Genomic DNA, 20,460 nt, shown 5'->3' with positions numbered 1-20,460 from the left:
GTTGCCCGGCGCAACCACCCGGGTCAGCGCGTTGGCCGGACGACCAGCACGAGGGCCCCGGCGGTGGCGACCGCGGCGGCGGCCAGCACCAGCCCGGTCGGCCCCGAACGGGCGAGTGCGAGGCCGCCGAGCGCGGCCCCGGCCGCGATGCCGACGTTGAGTGCCGTGATCGCGACCGCGCCGGCGGCGTCCCGGACGGGGGGCGCGGCCAGCCGGGTGACGCGGGTCTGGAACACCGGCGGGAGCAGACCGATGAGCACGCCCCAGACGGCGACGACCACGAAGGCGACGACCGGGTGCACCCCGAGCAGCAGCAGCGCGGCCAGCCCGGCGGCGAACGCGACCGCGGTGACGGGCAGCGCCGTCGTCGGCCGGCGGTCCGACAGCGGGCCGGCGACCGCGAGGCCCAGGATGCCGGCCAGACCGAGGACCAGCAGCACTGCGGGGACGGCGCTCGCCGGGAGGCCGGCGTGGTCGGTGACCAGGACGGCGACGTAGGTGGCCGCGGCGAAGTGGCCGGCCAGCAGCGCGGCGGTGCCGACGGCGGCGCGCAGCACCGGCCCGGCGCTCGGGTCGCGCCACCACGCGGAGCCGCCGCCGTCGTCGGGCTCCGCCGCACCTCCCGCGCGCCCCGGCAGCAGCAGGAACGCGGGTGGCAGGGTCAGCAGCGCGAGGACGACGAGCGTCCACCGCCAGCCGAGCAGCCCGCCCAGCGCCGCAGCCGCGGGGACGCCGAGCACACCGGCCGCCGTCGGCCCGGCCAGAACGGTCGAGACGGCCCGGCCGAGCCGCTCGGCCGGTACCAGCGCCGCCACGTGCGGCACGAGCAGCGCCCAGACCAGCCCGTGCGCGGCCGCTGCGACGACCCGGGCGGCGACGGCGACGGCGAGGGTCGGCGCGGCGGCGGTCGCGAGGGTCGCGGCGCCGCACACGAGCAGGGCGATCGCGACGACCCGCTGCCGGGGCAGCCGGCGGGTGGCTCGGACCAGCGCGAAGCTGGTCGCGGCGAGGGTGACCGCCCAGGTGGCCACCAGTGCACCCGCGGCCGAGGTGGTCACGGCCAGGTCGGCGGCGATGGCCGGGAGCAGGCCGGTGGGCGAGAGCTCGATGGTGACCGAGGCGAACGCAGCCGCGGTCAGCGCGGCCAGCGTCCGCCGCGGGGAGGCGGTGGGGGGTGCCGCCGTCGGGACGGGTGCGGAGGTGGTGTCACAGGCCATGACCGGATGCTCGACCTTGACACCGGTGTCAAGGTCAAGCATGCGGATCGGCGAGCTGTCCCGGCGCACCGGCGTCAGTGCCCGGATGCTGCGCTACTACGAGCAGCAGCACCTGCTCACGTCGACGCGATCGGCGAACGACTACCGCGAGTTCGGGGAGGCCGACGTCGACCGGGTCCGGCAGGTGCGCGCCCTGCTCGACGCCGGCCTCCCCACCCGTTTCGTCCGGGCGGTCCTCGACATGGGGCTGGCCGGCGGCGCCGTCGTCGACGGCTGGACGCCGACGTGCACCGCCACCTTCGCCGGGCAGCTGCGGGCCGAGCTGGCCCGGCTCGAGGAGCACGTGGCCTGCCTGACCCGCAGCCGCGACGGCGTCCGGCGGTACCTCGAGACGGTCAGCGTCGTCGCCGAGGACGACCCCGCCGCCTGGACCCGCTAGCGCACCCCGACGAGGTCGACGACGAAGACCAGCGTCGCGCCGGGCTCGATGACCCCGCCCGCGCCGCGGTCGCCGTAGGCCTTGTGCGGCGGGATGGTGAGCCGGCGCCGTCCGCCGACCCGCATCCCCTGGATGCCCTCGTCCCAGCCCTGGATGACCATGCCGACGCCGAGCCGGAACTCCAGCGGGTCGCCGCGGTCCCAGGAGGCGTCGAACTGCTCGCCGCCGTCGTGGGTGACGCCGACGTAGTGCGCGCTGACCAGGTCCCCGGCCTTCGCCTCGGGGCCGTCTCCGACGGTGATGTCCTCGATCACCAGGTCGTCGGGCGCGGGGCCGGTCGGCGGCTCGACGTCGGGGCGGGTGGGCTCGGCCATCGGTTCTCCAGGGGGTCGGTGCCGGGTGGGTCCCGACGGTCGTCCCATCCAAACAGCGGTTCCACCGGGTCGCCGGGCGGGCTACGGTCCGGCGGCGTGATCGACCACCTGGGCCTGCAGTGCGCCGACGTCCCGGCCGCCGTGGCCTTCTACACCGCGGTGTTCGCGCCGGCGGGTCTGCGCGAGGCGATGCGGTACGAGACGCCGGGCGGCCCCGTGGTGGGGATGTGCGGCCCCGACGGGCACCCCCAGCTGTGGCTGAGCCCGCTGGCCGAGGGCACCGAGCGGCCGGTGCACCTGGCGCTGCGGGTGCCGTCGCGGGACGCGGTGGACGAGGTGTTCGCGCTGGCCCGGGCACGGGGCGCGGAGGTGCTGCACGAGCCGCGGGTCTGGCCGGAGTACCACCCCGGCTACTACGGCGTCTTCCTCCGGGACCCCGACGGCAACAACGTCGAGGCGGTCCACCACACGCTGCCCGAGGACTGATCAGCGGCCGCCGGCGACGTCGAGCACGCTGCCGGTGCAGTAGCCCGCGCCGTCGCCGAGCAGCCACAGGACGGCGTCGGCGACCTCCTCGGCGCGACCGGCCCGGCCCATCGGCACGGTCGGCCCCACCCGCGCGACCCGGTCGGGCTGGCCGCCGCTGGCGTGGATCTCCGTCTCGATGATCCCCGGCCGCACGACGTTGACCCGGATCCCCTCGCCGGCCACCTCGCGGGCCAGGCCGACCCCCAGCGTGTCGACCGCACCCTTGCTGGCCGCGTAGTCGACGTACTCGCCCGGCGAGCCGAGCCGGCTGGCGGCCGAGGAGACCAGCACGACCGACCCGCCGGGACCGCCGTACCGGGTGGACATCCGCCGCACCGCCTCGCGGCAGCACAGGACGGTGCCGAGCACGTTGACCGCCAGCATGCGCTGCACCCGGTCGGCGGTCAGCTCGTCGACCCGCGCCCGCCGGCCGACGATCCCGGCGTTGGCCACCAGCCCGGTCACCGGGCCCAGGGCCTCGGCGGCGGCGAAGGCGGCCAGGACGTCGTCCTCGACCGAGACGTCGGCGCGGACGGCGCACGCGGTCCCGCCGGCGGCCTCGATGCCGGTCACGACGGCGGCGGCCGCGGTCTCGTCGTCCCGGAACGTGAGGGCGACCGACCACCCGGCCGCCGCCGCGGCGCGCGCGGTCGCCGCGCCGATGCCGCGGCTGCCGCCGGTCACGAGCACCACACCAGGGGGCACGGTCGGACCGTAGCGCGGAGCGGGTGCGGGACGCCGCTCGGCGTGCTGGGCTGGGCGCATGCCCGCCGATCCCCCGTGGTGGACCCGTGCCGTCGTCTACCAGGTCTACCCACGCTCGTTCCAGGACTCCGACGGCGACGGCATCGGCGACCTCGGCGGGATCCTGCAGCGCATCGACCACCTCGCCGACCTGGGTGTCGACGTCGTCTGGCTCTCGCCGATCTACCCCTCGCCGCAGGCCGACAACGGTTACGACATCAGCGACTACACCGACGTCGACCCGCTGTTCGGCTCGCTGGCGCAGCTCGACGAGCTCGTCTCCGCCCTGCACGAGCGCGGGATGAAGCTGGTCATGGACCTGGTGGTCAACCACACCAGCGACCAGCACCCGTGGTTCGAGGAGAGCAGGGCGTCCCGGACGTCTCCGAAGCGCGACTGGTACTGGTGGCGGCCGCCGCGCGCGGGCATGACGGCGGGGCAGCCCGGCGCCGAGCCGACCAACTGGCACTCGTACTTCTCGGGGCCGACCTGGGAGCTCGACGGGGCCAGCGGCGAGTACTACCTGCACCTGTTCGCGCGCGAGCAGCCGGACCTGAACTGGGAGAACCCGGAGGTCCGCCACGCGGTGTACGCGATGATGCGGGGCTGGCTCGACCGCGGCGTCGACGGCTTCCGCATGGACGTCATCAACATGATCAGCAAGGACGTCGCCCCGGACGGCTCGCTGGGCGACGGCCCCCCGCTGCCGGGCCTCCCCTGCGGCGACGGGACGGCGTCCTTCCTGTGCGGGCCGCGGATCCACGAGTTCCTGCAGGAGATGCACCGCGAGGTGTTCGCGGGACACTCCGAGCAGCTGCTCCTGGTCGGCGAGATGCCCGGCGTGACGGTGGAGCAGGCGCGGCTGTTCACCGACCCGGCGCGGGCCGAGGTGGACATGGTGTTCCAGTTCGAGCACGTCGGCCTGGACTTCGACGAGTCCAAGTGGCGCCCGCGGCCGCTGCGGATGCGCGACCTCAAGGCCTCCTTCGGCCGCTGGCAGGCGGGGCTGGCCGACGTCGGCTGGAACTCCCTCTACTGGGACAACCACGACCAGCCGCGGGCGGTCTCGCGATTCGGCGACGACTCGCCGCGGTACCGGCGGGACTCCGCGACCTGCCTGGCCACCCTGCTGCACCTGCACCGCGGGACGCCCTACGTCTACCAGGGCGAGGAGCTCGGGATGGCCAACGCCCCGTTCGACAGCATCGACGAGTTCCGGGACGTCGAGTCGCTCAACCACTTCGCGCAGGCGGTGGCGCACGGCGAGGACCCGGGGACCGTGCTGGCCGCGCTGCGCACGATGAGCCGGGACAACGCGCGGACGCCGGTGCAGTGGGACGCCGGGCCGAACGCCGGCTTCACCACCGGGAAGCCGTGGATCGCGGTCAACCCCGACCACACCGAGTGGAACGCCGAGGCCCAGCGCGCCGACCCGACCTCGGTGTTCGCCCACCACAAGCGGCTGATCGCGCTGCGGCACGACGACCCCGTGGTGGCGCTCGGCGACTTCACCATGCTGCTGCCCGAGCACGACGAGCTGTACGCCTTCACCCGCAGCCTGGACGGCGCGACGCTGCTGGTCGTCTGCAACCTCGGCTCCTCGACCCACCCGCTGGACGGGCTGCTCCCCGCGGCCGTCGGCGCCGAGGTGGTGCTGGGCAACCTGGGGAAGGGCGACCCCGCCGTCCTTCGGCCGTGGGAGGCCCGGGTGCTGCGGCCCCGTTGACCGAGCGGCCCTGCTCCCGTCCCCGTGCGGCCCGTCCAGGGGCCCGCCCCGAGCCTGCGAGGGGTGGGGAGGACGGGGTCCTTCAGCAACCGAGCAGCAGGTCCAGCGCGGCCGCCGCCGTCCAGGACTGGTTGGCGCTGCCCAGCGGCTCCCCGGTGAGCGGCTCGTGGTACTCCGCGAACGAGCCCCCGGCCAGCTCGTCGAGCAGGGCGCGGCGCAGGGGCGCGGCGACGTCCGTCCGGCCGCGCCGCTCCAGCAGCCACACGAAGAGCCAGGTGACCACCGGCCAGCTGGGGCCGCGCCAGTACGCGCGGGGCCGGAACTCCGGCGCCGCCGGGCTGGTGCTCGGCAGGACGGCGTGCCGCAGCCCGGGGTGCCCGGTCCAGCGCTCGGACCGCAGCAGCGCCACCATGTCGCGCTCGGTCGCCGTCCCCAGGCCGCCGCAGAGCAGCGGGGCGAACCCGGCCACCGTCTCCACGCGCAGCGGCTCGCCGGTCCGCAGGTCGGTGTCCAGGGCCAGCCCGAGCTCGGCGTCCACGCTGCCTGCGACGCCGGCCCGGAAGCGCTCGGCGTGCTCCTCGAGCTCGGCCACCTCGGCGGCCCCCAGCTGCCGGGCGATCCCGGCCAGCGCACCGCTCGCCGCCGCGAGCACGGCGGAGGCGAGGACGTCGGTGGTCCGGAAGCTCGCCGTGGCGGAGATGCGGGCGTCGTCGTACCGGGCCCGCCGCAGCTCCTCGACCCCGGTCAGGTAGCGGTCGTACTCGAGGCGGGTCGGGCGCTGGCTGGTGTCGCGGACGATCCGGGTGTCCCGGCGCCGGTACGGCGGCAGGTCGGGGTCGACGGCGACGCGGGACCACGGCCCGTCCCACCGCGGGGAGTTGTCCATCCCGCTCTCCCAGCCGTGGTGGATGGCGAGCAGGCCGGTGCCGCGCGGGTCGCGCTCGCGCACCAGGTAGCGGTGCCAGGCCAGCAGCCGGCGGTAGGCCCCGGGCAGCCAGGCGCGGACACGGGCGGCCGCTGCGGGGCCGCGGCGCCCGGCGAGCGCCACGACGCGCTCCACGGCCAGGGCGTGCACGGGCGGCTGGCAGATGCCGCTGGTCCGGGGGACCACCGGGGCGTCGCCGGTGAGCTCCGCGCACCCCCAGCGCTCCGGTCCCGGGGAGTAGTCGTGCTCGTCGGGGTCGAAGACGATGTGCGGCAGCATCCCGGTGCGCCACTGCCCGGTGAACAGGTGGTCCAGCTCGGCGCACGCCCGGTCCGGGTCGAGGTGCGCGAGGCCGACCGAGACGAACGCGGCGTCCCAGCTCCACTGGTGCGGGTAGAGGTCCGGGGCGGCCCGGACCATCACCCCGGTGTCGTTCGCCCGCAGGACGGCGGCGGCGCGGGCGGCGAGCTCGGCACCGCGGCGGACCGCGAGGTCGTCGACGGCGGTCACGGGGCGGCTCCTGTCACGCGGCGGCCTGCAGCGCCGACCTCAGCATCGCCGTGGCCCGCGGCAGCACCCGGGCGGGGTTCCCGGAGAGCCGGCACTCGAACGCCAGCCAGCCGGCGTAGCCGATCTCCTCGAGGCAGGCCAGGAGAGCCGCCCAGTCCAGGTGACCGGCGCCGGGTTCGAGGCGGTTGCTGTCGGAGAGCTGCACGTGGCCGATGCGGTCGGCGTCCGCGCGCAGTGCCGCCAGCGGGTCGGCCTCCTCGATGTTCATGTGGTAGGTGTCCGCGCCCACCCGCACGCTGTCCCACCCGGTCGCCCGCGCCAGCTCGGCGGCCTGCGCGACGGTGTTGACCATGTGGTCCTCGTAGCGGTTGAGCGGCTCGAGCAGGAGGAGGACGCCCTCCCGGGCCGCGACCTCGCCCAGCCGGCCGAGCGCATCGAGGAGCACCTCGCGGTCGGCCTCGGCCGACCGGGGCGGGGTGAACGGGGGCAGCCGGCGGGAGAACATCCCCCAGGACGCCGGCGTCATCGCACCCACTCCGCCGAGCTCGCCGATGACGGCGAGCTGGGTGGTCATGTTCGCCACCGCGTCGGCCCGGCGCTCCCGGTCGAAATCGCCGATGAAGTGGTCCATGTCCACGCAGACCGTCGGCATGACGACGCCGTCGCGCTGGGCGGCCCGCAGCTCCGGCAGCCGCGCCCGCAGCGCGTGCCCGCCCGCGCCGCGGAGCTCGATGGCGTCGAAGCCCCAGGTGAGCGCGGTCTCCCACCTGGCTTGCATCGTGTCGCCGGGGAGCAGCTGCTCCTGGACGGCCAGTCTCACGCGACCCCCCGCCACGTCGCGGTCGGCAGGTACGGGACCACTTTATTCGTGATCCGCGGCGCTTAATGCGTGTCCCGTCGGCATAACCGAGTCGCGACCCAGGTCATGTGACGAGCGGCTACTGTCCGGAGTCCCGGCACCGACGCCGGCAACTCCGAGGAGAGCTGATGGGCGGGACGAAGCGGCGGGTCCAGGTCTCAGCGGCAGGGGTCGGGGTGACCGTCCTGCTCGCTGCCTGCGGTTCGGGCGATGGTGGCGGCGAGGGCGGCGACGGCGGCCCGCTCACCGTGTGGACCCTGGAGAACCTCCCCGACCGCCTCGCCGCCCAGCAGGAGATCGCCGCCGCCTTCACCGAGAGCAGCGGCATCGAGGTCGACCTCGTGGGCATCGACGAGGACCAGTTCAACCAGCTGCTCACCTCGTCGGCCGCCGCGGGCGAGCTCCCCGACGTCGTCGGCGCGCTGCCGCTGGCCGGCGTCCAGGCACTGGCCGCGAACGAGCTGGTCAACCCGGACGTGCCCGCAGCCGTGGTGGAGGAGCTGGGTGCCGACACCTTCTCCGAGCAGGCCCTCGAGCTGACCCGGGACGGCGACGCGCAGCTGGCCGTCCCCAGCGACGCGTGGGCTCAGCTGCTGGTCTACCGCAAGGACCTCTTCGACGCCGCGGGCCTGCCCGCTCCGGAGACCTACGAGGACATCCTCGCCGCCGCGCACGCCCTCGACGGCCCCGGGACGGCCGGATTCACCGGCGCCACCGCGCCGAACGACGCCTTCACCCAGCAGACCTTCGAGCACCTCGCCCTCGGCAACGGCTGCCAGCTGGTGGACGACGGCGGCGAGGTCACCCTCGACAGCGACCGGTGCGTCGCCGCGTACGACTTCTACGACCGGCTGATCAGCGACTACTCGGTGTCCGGCGCCCAGGACGTCGACACCACCCGTGCGGCCTACTTCGCGGGACAGGCGGCGATGGTGGTCTGGTCGTCGTTCATCCTCGACGAGATGGCCGGCCTGCGGGCCGACGCGCTGCCGACCTGCCCCGAGTGCTCCGCCGACCCCGCCTTCCTCGCCCGCAACAGCGGCGTGGTCACCGCGATCGCCGGCCCGGACGGGGACCAGGCGGCGCAGTTCGGCGAGATCGTCTCCTGGGCCGTGACCGCCGATGCCCCGACCGACGCGGCCACCCAGTTCGTCACCTACATGATGAGCGACGGGTACGAGCAGTGGATCGGCTTCGCGCCGGAGGGCAAGGTGCCGACCCGGCAGGGCAGCGCCGACGAGCCGACGCGATTCATCGACGCCTGGGCCACCCTGCCCGCGGGCGTGGACACGAAGGCACCGCTGTCGGACTTCTACTCGGCCGAGGTGCTCGACGCGCTGCGGAACGCCCCGGACACCATCTCCCCGTGGGGCATCCCCCAGGGACAGGGCGCCCTCGTCGGGGCCTCCCTCGGTGAGCTGCCCGTGCCCCAGTCGATCAGCGCGATGACCGGTGGCGAGCTCGACCCGCAGCAGGCGGCTCAGCAGGCGGCCGACGCGCTCCGCGAGATCGCCTCGTCCCTGGAATGACCAGGGCGCTGCGATGACCGGGGCTCCGGTGCGCTCTCCCCGTCGGCGGTCCCGCGACCCCGATCCGGCTCCCTCCGGCCGCGGGACCCTGCGGTGGCGGGAGGCCCGGACCGGACTGGCGATGATCTCGCCGACCGTGGTCCTGGTCCTGGTGCTCGTGGTGCTGCCGATCCTCTGGACGGTGGTGCTGGCCTTCCAGGACCTGCGGCTGATCCGGCTGCGCACCGCCGGCCTGTTCGGGGACTACACGTTCGAGAACTTCGTCGACGTCTTCAGCTCCCCGGGGTTCTGGCAGGCACTGGTCACCACGCTCGTCTACGCCGCGTGCGGCACGGCGGCGTCCGTCGGGCTGGGACTGGTCGCGGCGCTCGCGCTGCGCCGTCCCTTCCGCGGCCGCACGTTCGTGCGGGCGTCCCTGCTGCTGCCCTACGTGGCGCCGGTCGTGGCGGCCACCTTCGTGTGGGGCGTGATGCTCAACCCGCAGTTCGGCATCGTGAACGAGATCGGCACCGGCCTGCTCGGCTGGGACGAGCCGATCGCCTTCCTGTCCGAACGCCCGACCGCCCTGATCACCGTCATCGTCTTCGAGATGTGGCGGTCGTTCCCGTTCGCCTTCCTCTTCCTCACCGCCCGGCTGCAGGCCGCGCCGGCCACGCTGGAGGAGGCCGCCCGGGTCGACGGCGCGACCCCGACACAGGTGTTCCGCCACATCGTCTGGCCGCAGCTGCTGCCGACGATCGCGGTGCTGGCGCTGCTGCGCTTCATCTGGACGTTCAACAACTTCGACGACATCTACCTGCTGACCGGCGGCGCCGCCGGCACCGAGGTGATCAGCGTGCGGGTGTTCGACTACCTGGTCAGCCGCGGGGACATCGGCGCGGCGTCGGCGCAGGCGCTGGTCCTCGCCACGGTGCTCATCGTCCTGGTCTCCGTGTACTACCGGTTCGCGGCGAAGGACGAGGTGGCCTGATGACCCGCATGGTGACGGCGCCGGCGGACTCGCCGGCCGCACCCGACACCCGTCCGTCCCGGGCCCCCGCGGGGCGGGGCTGGTCGCGCAACACGGTCGAGACCCGGGTGCTCGGAGTCCTGCGCTGGGTGGTGATCGTGGGGCTGGCGCTGTTCACGCTGTTCCCCTTCTACTACATGGCGCTGCTCTCCGTCCGAGACCTCAGCTCCCTGCTGCAGGAGCCGGCCCGGCTGTGGCCGACGCTCTCGGAGCTGACGGTCGACACGTACCGCAACGTGCTCGCCCCGACCGGGTCCGGCGGGCAGGGCTTCGGGCGCTTCATCGCCAACAGCGGCCTGATCGCGCTGGGCACGGTCGTGGTGACGCTCGTCTTCGCCGTCCTGGGCTCGTACGCCATCGCCCGGCTGCGCTTCCCCGGTCGGCGCAGGGTCAGCGTGCTGTTCCTCGCCGTCTACCTGTTCCCGAGCATCCTGCTCGCCGTCCCGCTGTTCGTGTTCTTCACCCGCCTCGGCCTGCGCGGCACCCTGGCCCCGCTCGTGCTGGTGTACGTGTCGCAGACGATCGCGGTCGCGATCTACACGCTCCGCAACTACTTCCAGACCGTGCCGGCCAGCATCGAGGAGGCCGCCGCCGTGGACGGCGCCACGCGGTTCACGATCATGCGGAAGGTGACCCTGCCCCTGGCGATGCCGGCGATCCTGTCCAACGCGCTGTTCGTCTTCATGATCGCGTGGAACGAGTTCCTCTTCGCGCTGCTGTTCCTGGTCGAGGACCGCTCGCGGTGGACGGTCTCGCTGGGGTTGTCCCAGCTCGCCGGGAGCATCGAGATCCCCACCACCGTGCTCATGGCCGGATCGGTGATCCTGACGCTGCCGATCGTCATACTGTTCTTCGCCACCGAACGGCTGCTGACCGGCGGGCTGACCGCCGGGGCGGAGAAGGGGTGAGGAGCTGGGGGAGCGCGCCGGGCAGCTGCTCGAACTGATCCGCCGGGGCCGGGCCCGCACGCGTGGGGACCTCATCGAGCTCACCGGCCTGTCCCGCTCCACCGTCGCCGCCCGCATCGACGACCTGGTCGACGCCGGGTACCTGCGCGAGTCGGGCAAGGAGGCCTCCGTCCGCGGCCGCCCCTCCCACGTGCTCAGCCTCGACGGCTCGCACGGGGTGGTGCTGGCCGCCGACCTGAACGTCACGCACGCGACGGTCGCGCTGTGCGACCTGGCCGGGCGGCCGCTCGCCGAGACGGTGCACGAGCTGCGGCTGACCGACGGCCCCGAGCCCCTCCTCCGGTGGGTCGAGCAGCGCTGGCGCCACCTGCTGGACGCCGCCGGGGTGGGCGCCGACCGGGTCCTCGGTCTCGGGGTCGGCGTGCCTGGCCCGGTGGACGTCGCCACCGGGCGGGTCGTGCACCACACGCCGGCCCTGCCGGGCTGGCGCGACTTCCCCCTGCGCGACCACCTGGAGCGGCGGTTCGGCGTCGTCTGCGTGGTCGACAACGACGCCAACGCGATGGCTCTCGGCGAGTACCACGCCGAGCAGCCGGCCGCCTCGCCGCTGCTGTTCGTGAAGGTCGCGACCGGCATCGGTGCCGGCGTGGTGGTCGACGGGCACGTCCTGCGTGGCGCGGACGGCGCTGAGGGCGACCTCGGGCACGTCCGCATCGCCAGCGCCGAGCACGGCCCGCCGTGCGTCTGCGGGGCACGGGGCTGCCTGGCCGCGTCGGCGAGCGGGCGGGCGCTGGCCCGGGCGCTGCGCGAGCAGGGTGAGGACGTGCCGGACAGCCGGGCGGTCGTCGAGCTGGCGCTGACCGGCCACGCCGAGGCCACCCGGCTGGTGCGCGAGGCGGGTCTGGTGGTCGGCGACGTGCTGGCGACCGCGGTGAGCCTGCTCAACCCGCGCGTCCTGGCCCTGGGCGGGGACCTGGCGCTGGCCCAGGACCACTTCGTCGGGGCCGTGTGCGAGCGGCTGTACCAGCGCACCCAGCCACAGGCCGCGCGGGGCCTGCGCGTGGTGGCCAGCGGCCTGGGGCACCGCGCCGGGGTGGTGGGCGCGGCGCGCCTGGCGCTCGAGGAGGTCCTCTCCGCCGAGGCCGTCGACCGGGCGCTCGCCGGCCGGCGGCAGCCGGTGCCCTAGTAGAAGGACCCCCTCCCCCCACCGCTCGCACGCTCGCGGCGGGCCCCTGGAGGGGGCCGAGTAGTGGGACAGGGGTCCTTCGTCAGCCCTTCCAGTCGACGAGCTGGACGATCACGCCGTTGGGGTCGCGCACCTGGAAGGCGCGCTCACCCCACTCCTCGACGGTGAGCGGCATGGTGATCGCCACGCCCTCGTCCTGCAGCCGGCGCAGCTCGCCCTCCAGGTCGTCGACGACGAAGGCGAGGATCAGCCCGGCAGCGGGCACGTCGCGCTGGTCGGCCGGGAGGGTGGGCAGGCCACGACGGAGGAAGACCACGTTGACGCCGGCGTCCTCGCGGGTCAGCGAGGCGAAGCCGTCGGCGGCCATCTCCTCCCGGAACCCGAAGTGGCGGGCGAGGAAGGCGCTGCTGGCGGGGACGTCGTCGACGTTCAGCGAGACGGCGGTCGAGGTGATGCGCACGGGGGCCTCCTGACGCGGGGATCGAACTCCGTACATTGTACGCGGTTTTTCGTGGGCAGGATGCCCTCGTGCCGACCGACCGCAGCAGCGCGGGCGACCCCTCCCGCACCCTGGCCCTCCTGTGGCGGCAACCGCCCGAGGGTCCGCGGCGGGGGCCGGCGCGGGCGCTGGACCTCGACGCGGTGGTGGCGGCGGCCGTCGGCCTCGCCGACCGGGACGGTCTGGGCGCGGTGACCATGCGCGCGGTGGCCCAGACGCTGGGGGTCGCGCCGATGACGCTCTACACCTACGTGCCCGGCCGGGCCGAGCTGCTCGACCTCATGCTGGACGCCGTCCACGCGCGGACGGCCCGCCTCGACACCGTCGGGCGGCCCTGGCGGGAGCGGCTGGCCGCCGTCGCCGAGGAGAACCGCGCGCTGTTCACCGCCCACCCGTGGGCCGCCGCGGTCTCCACGCTGCGCCCGCCCCTGGGGCCGGGCTCGACCGCCAAGTACGAGCACGAGCTGGCCGCTCTCGACGACACCGGGCTGGACGACGTCGAGCGCGACGACTGCCTCACCCACCTGCTGTCGTTCGTGCAGGCCAACGCCCGGGCCGTGGCGGAGGCGCGGGCCGCCCGGCGGCAGAGCGGGCTGGACGACGCCCAGTGGTGGGCCGCGGCCGGGCCCCTGCTGGCCCGGGTGCTGGACCCGGCGCGGTACCCGCGCGCCGTCCGGGTCGGGGCGGCGGCCGGGGCCGCGCACGGCAGCGCGCACGACCCCGACCACGCCTACCGGTTCGGCCTCGCCCGGGTCCTCGACGGGCTGGCCGCGCTCATCGACGCCCGTCGCTGACCCCGGCTCAGGCCGGGGCGGCGACCGGCTCGGCGGCCTCGGGCTCGTCCAGCGGGTGGGCGAGCTCGTCGGCCGGCAGCCGCCACGCCAGGACGGCGACGACGGCGAGCACCGGCGGCACCAGCCCGGCGAGCAGGAAGGTGCCGGTCAGGCCGACCGACTGGCTGACCGGGCCGGCCAGCGCCATCGACAGGGGCATGAACGCCAGCGAGACGAAGAAGTCGAGGCTGGAGACCCGGCCGAGCAGCGCCGGGGGCACCCTCCGCTGCAGCAGCGTGCCCCAGATGACCGTGCCGGCCTCGAACGCCGCTCCGAGCAGCCCGGCCGCCGCGATCATGACCCACAGCTCCGACGTCGCCCCGAAGACGACCAGTGGCACGCAGCCGGCACCCCAGAGCAGGTTCATCACCGTGAGATAGCGGCGCGGCAGCCGCAAGGAGGCGACGACGGCCGACCCCAGGGCGCCGCCGATGCCGAAGGCGGCCAGCACCCAGGCGTGCTCGGCGGGTCCGCCGCCGGCGCGGTCGCGGACCGCGAAGGGCACCAGGACCTCGAACGGGCCCATGATCAGCAGCACCATCAGCGAGGCGAACAGCAGCGTGGCCAGCAGCCAGGGGGTGCGGACCATGTAGGCCACGCCCTCGCGGACGTCGGTGAGCAGCCCCGGGTGCTCGCCCTCGCGGCGGACCGGCAGCGTCGGCAGCGCCGCCACGCACGCGGCCGCGGCGGCCGAGGTCAGCGCCGTCGCCAGCAGCGCCGCGCCCGGCGAGAGGGCCGCCACCAGCAGGCCGCCGACCGCCGGACCGGCGGCCATCGCCAGCGCCGGGCGGACGACACCCTCCAGGCCGTTGGCCGCGAGCAGCTCGCCGGGCGGGACGACGCCGGGCACCAGCGCCGAGTAGGCCGGGTAGTACAGCCCCATCGCGATCCCGCCGGCCAGGGACGCCGCGGCGAGCGGCCCGAGCGCCAGGGCGCCGGTCAGCGACAGCAGCGCCACCGACCCGACCGCCGTCGTCTGCAGCAGGGCGACGCCGAGCAGGATGCGCCGCTGCGGCACCCGGTCGGCCAGGGCGCCGCCGAGCAGCGTGCTGGCCAGCATGCCGGCGGCCTGCAGGGAGGTGGCCAGGGAGAGCGCGCCGGGACCGCCACCGAGGTCGACGACCTGCCAGACCAGCGCCACGGTCCACAGGCCCTGCGCGAACAGCGACAGGCCCATGGACGAGGCCAGCAGGCGGTAGTCCCGGGAACGCAGGGGCGCGAGCGCACGCGGCAGCCTGGCCATCTCCCCCTCCGTCGTCGGCGGGCGCGCCGTCGGCGCCCGGGTCCCCATGCTCGCGGAGGACACCGACAGCGGGCACCTGGTTATCGGGAGGACGGCAAGGACGGTCGGGTGGCCGACCTGCGCGCGCTCCTGCAGGGGCCGGATGCCGCACGGCACACCGCTGCCAGGAGTGGTGCGGGGCACGCTGGATCATTTTTCTCACACATACTTCACAAAGCTCACATGGCTTTGGTAGAAATGCCTCCGTGACCGACCGCCTCGACGTGACGCTCCGCCTGGTCCGCAACGCCGGCCGGGCGTCGTTGACCGACCTCGCGTCCCGGCTGGGCGTCTCGGAGATGACCGTGCGCCGCGACCTCGACACCCTGCAGGCGCGTGGCCTGGTCGAGCGCGTGCGCGGCGGCGCGGTCGCCGTCGCAGAGCCGGAGAGCGCCGCCGGCTTCGCCGCGCGCGCCGACTGGCAGGCCGGCCTCAAGGACCGGATCGGCCGGACCGCCGCCGCGCTGGTCGAGCCGGGCGCGACCGTCCTCCTCGACGCCGGGACGACGACGGTGCACGTCGCCCGGGCGCTGGCCGACCGCGCCGCCGCCGGCGAGGGGCCGTTCACCGTCGCCGTCCTCAGCCTGCCCGTGGCCGACGCCCTGGCCGACCGGCCCGGCGTCCGGCTGCTGGTCGTGGGCGGGGAGTCCCGGCCGGGCGAGCGCAGCCTGGCCGGGCCGCTCACCGCCGCGGTGCTGCGGCAGCTCACCTTCGACCTGTTCGTCATGTCGATCGGGGCGGTCAGCGCCACGGCGGGCTGGTCGGAGTTCACGCTCGAGGACGCCGCGGTCAAGCAGGTGGCCCTGCAGCAGGCCCGCAGCAGCCTCGTGGTGGCCGACGCCTCGAAGCTCGGCGTCCGGGCCTTCGCCTCGGTCGCCCCGCTGGACGCGGTCGGCCGGCTGGTCACCGACCGCAGCGCCCGCGACCCCCAGCTCACCCCCGCGGCGCAGGACACCCTCGCCGCCCTCGAGAACGCCGACGTGGAGGTGCTGTGCGCATGACCGTGGCAGAACCGTTGATGATCCTGGTCGCCGGCCCCTACCGCGGGGGCACCGGCGACGACCCCGACCTCATCGCGGCCAACCACCGGGCGATCCAACGCGCCTGCCTGGAGCTCTTCCGGGCCGGTCACCTCGCCGTCAACGGGGAGGACCTCGCGCTCCCGCTGGCCGAGCTGGCCGGGTCGACGCGGGTGGGGGACGCCGCGTTCGACGAGGTGTTCCACCCGATGGGACGGCGGCTGGTGGCCCGGGTCGACGCCGTCCTGCGACTGCCGGGCGCCTCCGCCGGGTCCGACGAGATGGTCGCCCTGGCCCACGCCCGGGGAGCCGCGGTCTACACGAGCGTCGACGAGGTGCCGGCGGTGGCGCGGTGACCCCCGTGGGCGTCCCGGGCATCGACGTCCCCGACTCCCGGGGACGGACCTGGCTGGACCGGGTGGGCCGCGACCTCACCGGCAACCCGGACGTCGTCGTCCGCGACGTGGAGCTGCTGGCCAGCGGCTGGCACGTGCTGCGGCGGACGACGTTCGACCAGCGCCGTCGCGACGGCCGGTGGACCACCGAGCAGCGGGAGACCTACGACCGCGGCAACGGCGCCACCCTGCTGCCCTACGACACCGCGCGGCGGACGGTGCTGCTCACCCGGCAGTTCCGCTTCCCCGCCTACGTCAACGGCTCCCCCGACGGGATGCTCGTCGAGGCCGCCGCCGGGCTGCTCGACGACCAGGACCCCGCCTCCGCGATCCGCCGGGAGGCCGCCGAGGAACTCGGTGTGGCGGTGGGCGCACTCGAGCACGTGTTCGACGTCTTCATGAGCCCGGGGTCGGTGACCGAGCGGGTCTCCTTCTTCGCCGCGCCCTACACCCCGGCCGACCGGGTGTCGGCCGGGGGCGGCCTGGCCGAGGAGGGCGAGGACATCGAGGTGCTCGAGCTGGACGTCGACGAGGCGCTGGCCATGGTCGACGACGGCCGGATCGCCGACGCGAAGACGATCATGCTGCTGCAGTGGGCTGTGCTGCGCGGGCCGTTCCGCGCCTGAGCCACGTCCTCAGCTCGACCGGACCGGGCGGTGGGCGCTTCGCGGGGACGGGCGCCGAGTTGCGTCAGCGGGCGCCGCGCTCCTGCGCCAGGGCGACGTAGTGCTCGATCGCCGCGGGGTCGTCGACCGCGCCGACGTTGAGCGCGCGGGCCGGGTCGACGCCCTGGAACAGCCGCTTGAGCGGGACCTCCAGCCGCTTGCCGGTGCGGGTGTGCGGCACGGCGGGGACGACGAGCACCTCGTCGGGCACGTGCCGCGGGCTGGCCTGGCTGCGGATCGCGGCCTTGATGCGGTCGACGAGGTCGTCGGTGAGCTCCTCCCCCGGGGCCAGCTTCACGAACAGCGGCATCCAGTAGCCGCCGTCGCGCTGCTCGACGCCGAGGACGACGCAGTCGACGACCTCGGGGATCGACTCGACGGCGGCGTAGATGTCCGCCGTCCCCATGCGGACGCCGCCGCGGTTGAGGGTGGAGTCCGACCGGCCGGTGATGACGCAGGTGCCACGCTCGGTGATCTCCATCCAGTCGCCGTGCCGCCACACGCCGGGCCAGGGCTCGAAGTAGGTCTCGCGGTAGCGGGACCCGTCGGGGTCGTTCCAGAAGTACAGCGGCATGGTCGGCATCGGCTCGGTGATGACCAGCTCGCCCAGCTCGCCGACGACCGGCCGGCCCTGCTCGTCCCAGGCGGCGGCGGCGACGGCCAGCATCGGGCGCTGCAGCTCCCCGGCGGTCACCGGCAGCAGCAGCGAGCTGCCGATGAAGCCGGTGGCGACGTCGGTGCCGCCGGACAGCGAGCCGAGGAAGACGTCGGGCTTCACCGCGTCGTACACCCAGTGGAAGGTCGAGGCAGGCAGGGGGGAGCCGGTGGAGCCGATGGCGCGCAGCGCCGACAGGTCGTGGGTGTCGCCGGGCCGGGCGCCGGCCTTCTCGCACGCGGTCAGGTAGCCGGCGCTGGTGCCCAGGTAGGTGAGCCGGTGGCGGGCGGCGATCGCGAACTGCGCGTCGATCGCCGGGTACGCCGGGGCGCCGTCGTGGACGACCACGGTGGCGCCGACGAGCAGCGCCGAGGTGGCGATGTTCCACATGATCCAGGCGGTGGAGGCGTACCAGTAGAACCGGTCGCCGGGGCCGACGTCGCCGTGCAGGCCCAGCTGCTTGTGCTGCTCGAGGACGACGCCGCCGTGGCCGTGCACGATGCCCTTGGGCAGGCCGGTGGTGCCCGAGGAGTAGACGATCCACAGCGGGGCGTCGAAGGGCAGCGGCTCGAAGACCGGCTCCTGGCGCTCGGCGACCGCGTCGGCCCAGCTCAGCGCGCCGTCGGGCAGCTCGTCCGGGGAGAGCCGGGGGACGGCGATCGTCGTCCGGACGCTGGGCAGCGCCGCGCGCAGCTCCGCCACGACGTCGCGGCGGTCGTACTCCTTGCCGCTGAACCGGTAGCCGTCGACGGCGACCAGCACGGTGGGCTCGATCTGGGCGAAGCGGTCCAGCACGCTGCGGGTGCCGAAGTCGGGGGCGCAGGAGGACCACACCGCGCCGACCGCCGCCGCGCCGAGGAAGGCGACCACGGCCTCGGGGACGTTGGGCAGGTAGCCGGCCACCCGGTCGCCGCGCTGCACGCCGAGCCGGCGCAGCGTGGCGGCGAAGGCCCCGACCTGCGCGCGCAGCTCCGCCCAGCTGGTCTCGACCGGCTCGGTGTCCTCGGCGACGGCGACGAGCGCCGCGCTCTGCGGATCGACCGTGCCGTCGACCGGGTGGCGCAGCGCCTGCTCGGCGTAGTTGACCGTCGTCCCGGGGAACCACTCGGCGCCGGGCACCTGGCGGCGGGTCAGCACGCGGTCGTCCGGGACGCCGGGCAGCACGCCGGACCAGTCGGCCGCCTCGGCCCAGAACTGGTCGAGGTGCTCGACCGACCAGCGCCAGATCGCGTCGTAGTCCGGCGGGTCGCCGAAGTCGATGCCGCGCCGCCGGGCCACCCGGTCGGCGAACTGCGCGAGGCGGGTCGCCCGGATCGACTCGGGCGTGGGGCTCCAGAGGACCGCGGGGCCGGCGGACGTGTCAGCGCTCACGGCGCCACCTTGCCACCCGGCTCCCCGGCCCGGAGAGCACCGGGTGCACGCATCGCGGCCCGGCAGCCGGCGGGACGACGCTGCGTGCACCCGCCGCGCCGGGGCCGGGCGGCCGGGCAGCGCCGACCGCCGTCCGGCAGCAGGATGGGGACCCATGAGCGAGCAGGGGGCCGAGGTCGAGCGCAACGTGCTCGGCGGGCCGCTGCAACCGTGCGGCACCGAGCCGCTGACCGGCTTCTACCGCACCGGCGTCTGCAGCAGCGGCCCCGAGGACCTGGGCAGCCACACCGTCTGCACCGTCGTCTCGGCGGAGTTCCTGGAGCTGCAGCGCGCCCTGGGGAACGACCTGACCACCCCGCGGCCGGAGTACGGCTTCCCCGGCCTGCGTCCCGGCGACCGCTGGTGCGTGGTCGCCGCGCGGTGGCTGCAGGCCTACCAGGCCGGGGTGGCGGCCGGCGTCCTCCTGGCGGCCACCAACGCGAAGGCCCTCGAGATCGTCCCGATCGAGGCGCTGCGCCAGCACGCGGTCGACGTCCCCGACGACCTGAGCGGCCTGGACTAGGAAGAGGACCCGCGTGAGCGACCTGCTGAGCACCCCTCTCACCACCCTGCAGGGTGAGCCGACCACCCTCCGGGACCTGACCGGCGGTGGCGCCGCCCTGGTCGTCAACGTCGCCAGCCGGTGCGGCCTGACCCCGCAGTACACCCTGCTCGAGGTGCTGCAGCAGGAGTACGGCGGGCGCGGTCTGACCGTCGTCGGCGTGCCGTGCAACCAGTTCGCCGGCCAGGAGCCGGGCACGGCGGAGGAGATCGCCGGGTTCTGCTCGGCCACCTACGGCGTCACCTTCCCGTTGACCGAGAAGCTGGAGGTCAACGGCCCGGGTGCGCACCCGCTGTTCCAACGGCTGACCGCCTCGCCGGACGCCTCCGGCGAGGCGGGTGACGTCCAGTGGAACTTCGAGAAGTGGCTGGTGAGCCGCGACGGCGAGGTCATTGCCCGGTTCCGCCCGACGACCCAGCCCGACGCCCCCGAGGTGCGGTACGCGATCGAGGAGGTCCTCTCCCGGTGAGCGACACCGACCTGCACTTCTGGTTCGACCCCGTCTGCCCCTTCGCCTGGATGACCAGCAAGTGGGTGCGGATGGTGGCCGAGCAGCGCGAGTACCGCGTCGAGTGGCGGCTGATCTCGCTGCGGCTGCTCAACCGGCACGTGGACTACGACGTGCAGTTCCCGCCCGAGTACGAGGTCGGCCACACCTCCGGGCTGCACCTGCTCCGGGTCGCCGCGCGCGCCCGCGCGGAGCACGGCGCGCAGGCGCTCGACCCGCTCTACGCCACCCTCGGCCGGCACGTGTTCGAGGACCCGGCCGGCCAGCCGCCGCCGGAGCGGGTCACCAGCCGGCCCTTCCTCGATAAGGTGCTCACCGAGGCGGGGCTGCCGGCCGACCTCGCGACCGCCGTCACGGACGAGTCGTGGAACGCGGAGGTCCAGGAGGAGACCGACGCCGCCCTGCGGCTCACCGGCAAGGACGTCGGGACGCCGATCCTGCACTTCCGCCCGCCCGGTGGCACCGCCTTCTTCGGCCCGGTGATCAGCCGGCTGCCCGACCCGGACGAGGCCGTCGAGCTGTGGGACCACGTCATCGGCCTGGCCGGGTTCGCCGGCTTCGCCGAGCTCAAGCGCAGCCTGCGGGAGCGGCCGCAGCTGCCGGCGTTCGGCGTGCGCCCGGGCGAGGCGGGGGTCGAGGAGGACTGGCACGGGGGCAGCCGCCGCCAGCACCGCTGAG

22 protein-coding genes and 1 pseudogene are annotated in these 20,460 nt (G+C 74.9%); 15 read left to right on the top strand and 8 right to left on the bottom strand.

Features of this window, described 5'->3' with window-relative positions:
- Positions 1-23: 23 nt before the first annotated feature.
- Complete coding sequence (locus ACWIX7_RS14230; protein ID WP_448617100.1) at positions 24-1,217, bottom strand: MFS transporter; 1,194 nt, start codon at positions 1,215-1,217, stop codon at positions 24-26.
- A 40-nt stretch (positions 1,218-1,257) separates the two neighbouring features.
- Between ACWIX7_RS14230 and ACWIX7_RS14225 the strand changes: the two genes are divergently transcribed.
- The gene (locus ACWIX7_RS14225) at positions 1,258-1,656 is read left to right on the top strand and encodes a MerR family transcriptional regulator (RefSeq protein ID WP_448617099.1); all 399 of its coding nucleotides are present in this window, start codon (positions 1,258-1,260) and stop codon (positions 1,654-1,656) included.
- Here ACWIX7_RS14225 and ACWIX7_RS14220 read toward each other — a convergent pair.
- Positions 1,653-2,030 (bottom strand): FKBP-type peptidyl-prolyl cis-trans isomerase, encoded by a 378-nt coding sequence (locus tag ACWIX7_RS14220; RefSeq protein WP_448617098.1) that lies wholly within the window; start codon positions 2,028-2,030, stop codon positions 1,653-1,655. The two genes, ACWIX7_RS14225 and ACWIX7_RS14220, sit on opposite strands and share 4 nt — an antisense overlap.
- Before the next feature lie 96 nt (positions 2,031-2,126).
- Between ACWIX7_RS14220 and ACWIX7_RS14215 the strand changes: the two genes are divergently transcribed.
- A complete protein-coding gene (locus ACWIX7_RS14215) occupies positions 2,127-2,516 on the top strand; it encodes a VOC family protein (RefSeq protein WP_448617097.1) in 390 nt (129 codons plus the stop codon).
- On the opposite strand, the gene ACWIX7_RS14210 is transcribed toward ACWIX7_RS14215, so the two are convergent.
- A complete protein-coding gene (locus tag ACWIX7_RS14210; RefSeq protein ID WP_448617096.1) occupies positions 2,517-3,263 on the bottom strand; it encodes an SDR family oxidoreductase in 747 nt (248 codons plus the stop codon).
- A gap of 58 nt (positions 3,264-3,321) precedes the next feature.
- Between ACWIX7_RS14210 and ACWIX7_RS14205 the strand changes: the two genes are divergently transcribed.
- The gene (locus tag ACWIX7_RS14205; protein ID WP_448617095.1) at positions 3,322-5,028 is read left to right on the top strand and encodes a glycoside hydrolase family 13 protein; all 1,707 of its coding nucleotides are present in this window, start codon (positions 3,322-3,324) and stop codon (positions 5,026-5,028) included.
- 82 nt (positions 5,029-5,110) lie between these two features.
- Here the strand turns inward: ACWIX7_RS14205 and ggh are convergent, their stop codons facing one another.
- Both ggh and ACWIX7_RS14195 read right to left on the bottom strand, forming a co-directional pair.
- Positions 5,111-6,463: a glucosylglycerate hydrolase gene (gene ggh / locus ACWIX7_RS14200; RefSeq protein WP_448617094.1), complete on the bottom strand. Its 1,353-nt coding sequence runs from the start codon at positions 6,461-6,463 to the stop codon at positions 5,111-5,113.
- A gap of 13 nt (positions 6,464-6,476) precedes the next feature.
- The gene (locus ACWIX7_RS14195; RefSeq protein WP_448617093.1) at positions 6,477-7,283 is read right to left on the bottom strand and encodes a sugar phosphate isomerase/epimerase family protein; all 807 of its coding nucleotides are present in this window, start codon (positions 7,281-7,283) and stop codon (positions 6,477-6,479) included.
- Positions 7,284-7,450: 167 nt separating this feature from the next.
- Between ACWIX7_RS14195 and ACWIX7_RS14190 the strand changes: the two genes are divergently transcribed.
- The 5 genes and pseudogenes from ACWIX7_RS14190 to ACWIX7_RS14170 all read left to right on the top strand — a co-directional run bounded on the left by ACWIX7_RS14190 (position 7,451) and on the right by ACWIX7_RS14170 (position 11,954).
- The gene (locus ACWIX7_RS14190) at positions 7,451-8,851 is read left to right on the top strand and encodes an ABC transporter substrate-binding protein (protein ID WP_448617092.1); all 1,401 of its coding nucleotides are present in this window, start codon (positions 7,451-7,453) and stop codon (positions 8,849-8,851) included.
- 121 nt (positions 8,852-8,972) lie between these two features.
- Positions 8,973-9,821, top strand: a complete 849-nt coding sequence (locus ACWIX7_RS14185) for a carbohydrate ABC transporter permease (RefSeq protein WP_448617091.1) — start codon at positions 8,973-8,975, stop codon at positions 9,819-9,821.
- The gene (locus ACWIX7_RS14180) at positions 9,821-10,768 is read left to right on the top strand and encodes a carbohydrate ABC transporter permease (RefSeq protein ID WP_448617090.1); all 948 of its coding nucleotides are present in this window, start codon (positions 9,821-9,823) and stop codon (positions 10,766-10,768) included. The genes ACWIX7_RS14185 and ACWIX7_RS14180 overlap by 1 nt, the downstream gene beginning before the upstream one ends.
- 4 nt (positions 10,769-10,772) lie before the next feature.
- A pseudogene (locus tag ACWIX7_RS14175) lies at positions 10,773-10,907 on the top strand (winged helix-turn-helix transcriptional regulator); the annotation flags it as partial.
- 51 nt (positions 10,908-10,958) lie between these two features.
- Positions 10,959-11,954, top strand: a complete 996-nt coding sequence (locus ACWIX7_RS14170) for an ROK family protein (protein ID WP_448617089.1) — start codon at positions 10,959-10,961, stop codon at positions 11,952-11,954.
- 82 nt (positions 11,955-12,036) lie between these two features.
- On the opposite strand, the gene ACWIX7_RS14165 is transcribed toward ACWIX7_RS14170, so the two are convergent.
- A complete protein-coding gene (locus ACWIX7_RS14165; RefSeq protein ID WP_448617088.1) occupies positions 12,037-12,414 on the bottom strand; it encodes a VOC family protein in 378 nt (125 codons plus the stop codon).
- Between the two features lie 68 nt (positions 12,415-12,482).
- Here ACWIX7_RS14165 and ACWIX7_RS14160 point away from each other — a divergent pair, with 68 nt between their 5' ends.
- Positions 12,483-13,247 (top strand): TetR/AcrR family transcriptional regulator C-terminal domain-containing protein, encoded by a 765-nt coding sequence (locus ACWIX7_RS14160; RefSeq protein WP_448617087.1) that lies wholly within the window; start codon positions 12,483-12,485, stop codon positions 13,245-13,247.
- A gap of 7 nt (positions 13,248-13,254) precedes the next feature.
- On the opposite strand, the gene ACWIX7_RS14155 is transcribed toward ACWIX7_RS14160, so the two are convergent.
- Positions 13,255-14,529 (bottom strand): MFS transporter, encoded by a 1,275-nt coding sequence (locus ACWIX7_RS14155; protein WP_448617086.1) that lies wholly within the window; start codon positions 14,527-14,529, stop codon positions 13,255-13,257.
- 245 nt (positions 14,530-14,774) lie between these two features.
- Here ACWIX7_RS14155 and ACWIX7_RS14150 point away from each other — a divergent pair, with 245 nt between their 5' ends.
- Genes ACWIX7_RS14150 through ACWIX7_RS14140 form a run of 3 tightly spaced genes read left to right on the top strand, consistent with a single transcriptional unit; the run spans position 14,775 to position 16,608 of the window.
- Positions 14,775-15,569 (top strand): DeoR/GlpR family DNA-binding transcription regulator, encoded by a 795-nt coding sequence (locus ACWIX7_RS14150; RefSeq protein ID WP_448617085.1) that lies wholly within the window; start codon positions 14,775-14,777, stop codon positions 15,567-15,569.
- Entirely contained in the window at positions 15,566-15,943 is a 378-nt protein-coding gene (locus ACWIX7_RS14145; protein ID WP_448617084.1) for a DUF4406 domain-containing protein, read from the top strand. The genes ACWIX7_RS14150 and ACWIX7_RS14145 overlap by 4 nt, the downstream gene beginning before the upstream one ends.
- Positions 15,940-16,608, top strand: a complete 669-nt coding sequence (locus ACWIX7_RS14140; protein ID WP_448617083.1) for an NUDIX domain-containing protein — start codon at positions 15,940-15,942, stop codon at positions 16,606-16,608. Before ACWIX7_RS14145 ends, ACWIX7_RS14140 begins: the two co-directional genes overlap by 4 nt.
- A gap of 64 nt (positions 16,609-16,672) precedes the next feature.
- On the opposite strand, the gene ACWIX7_RS14135 is transcribed toward ACWIX7_RS14140, so the two are convergent.
- Entirely contained in the window at positions 16,673-18,673 is a 2,001-nt protein-coding gene (locus ACWIX7_RS14135) for an acetoacetate--CoA ligase (RefSeq protein WP_448617082.1), read from the bottom strand.
- 154 nt (positions 18,674-18,827) lie between these two features.
- Here ACWIX7_RS14135 and ACWIX7_RS14130 point away from each other — a divergent pair, with 154 nt between their 5' ends.
- From ACWIX7_RS14130 to ACWIX7_RS14120, 3 genes are read left to right on the top strand one after another with little or no spacing between them, the layout of a single operon-like run.
- Positions 18,828-19,235: a DUF2237 family protein gene (locus tag ACWIX7_RS14130; RefSeq protein ID WP_448617081.1), complete on the top strand. Its 408-nt coding sequence runs from the start codon at positions 18,828-18,830 to the stop codon at positions 19,233-19,235.
- A 13-nt stretch (positions 19,236-19,248) separates the two neighbouring features.
- Entirely contained in the window at positions 19,249-19,743 is a 495-nt protein-coding gene (locus ACWIX7_RS14125) for a glutathione peroxidase (protein ID WP_448617080.1), read from the top strand.
- A complete protein-coding gene (locus ACWIX7_RS14120) occupies positions 19,740-20,459 on the top strand; it encodes a mycothiol-dependent nitroreductase Rv2466c family protein (protein WP_448617079.1) in 720 nt (239 codons plus the stop codon). Before ACWIX7_RS14125 ends, ACWIX7_RS14120 begins: the two co-directional genes overlap by 4 nt.
- Position 20,460: the final 1 nt, after the last annotated feature.

Source organism: Geodermatophilus sp. URMC 65 (assembly GCF_053502545.1).
The sequence above is the reverse complement of the archived record's forward strand: the minus strand, read 5'-3'. Positions and strand labels throughout refer to the sequence as shown.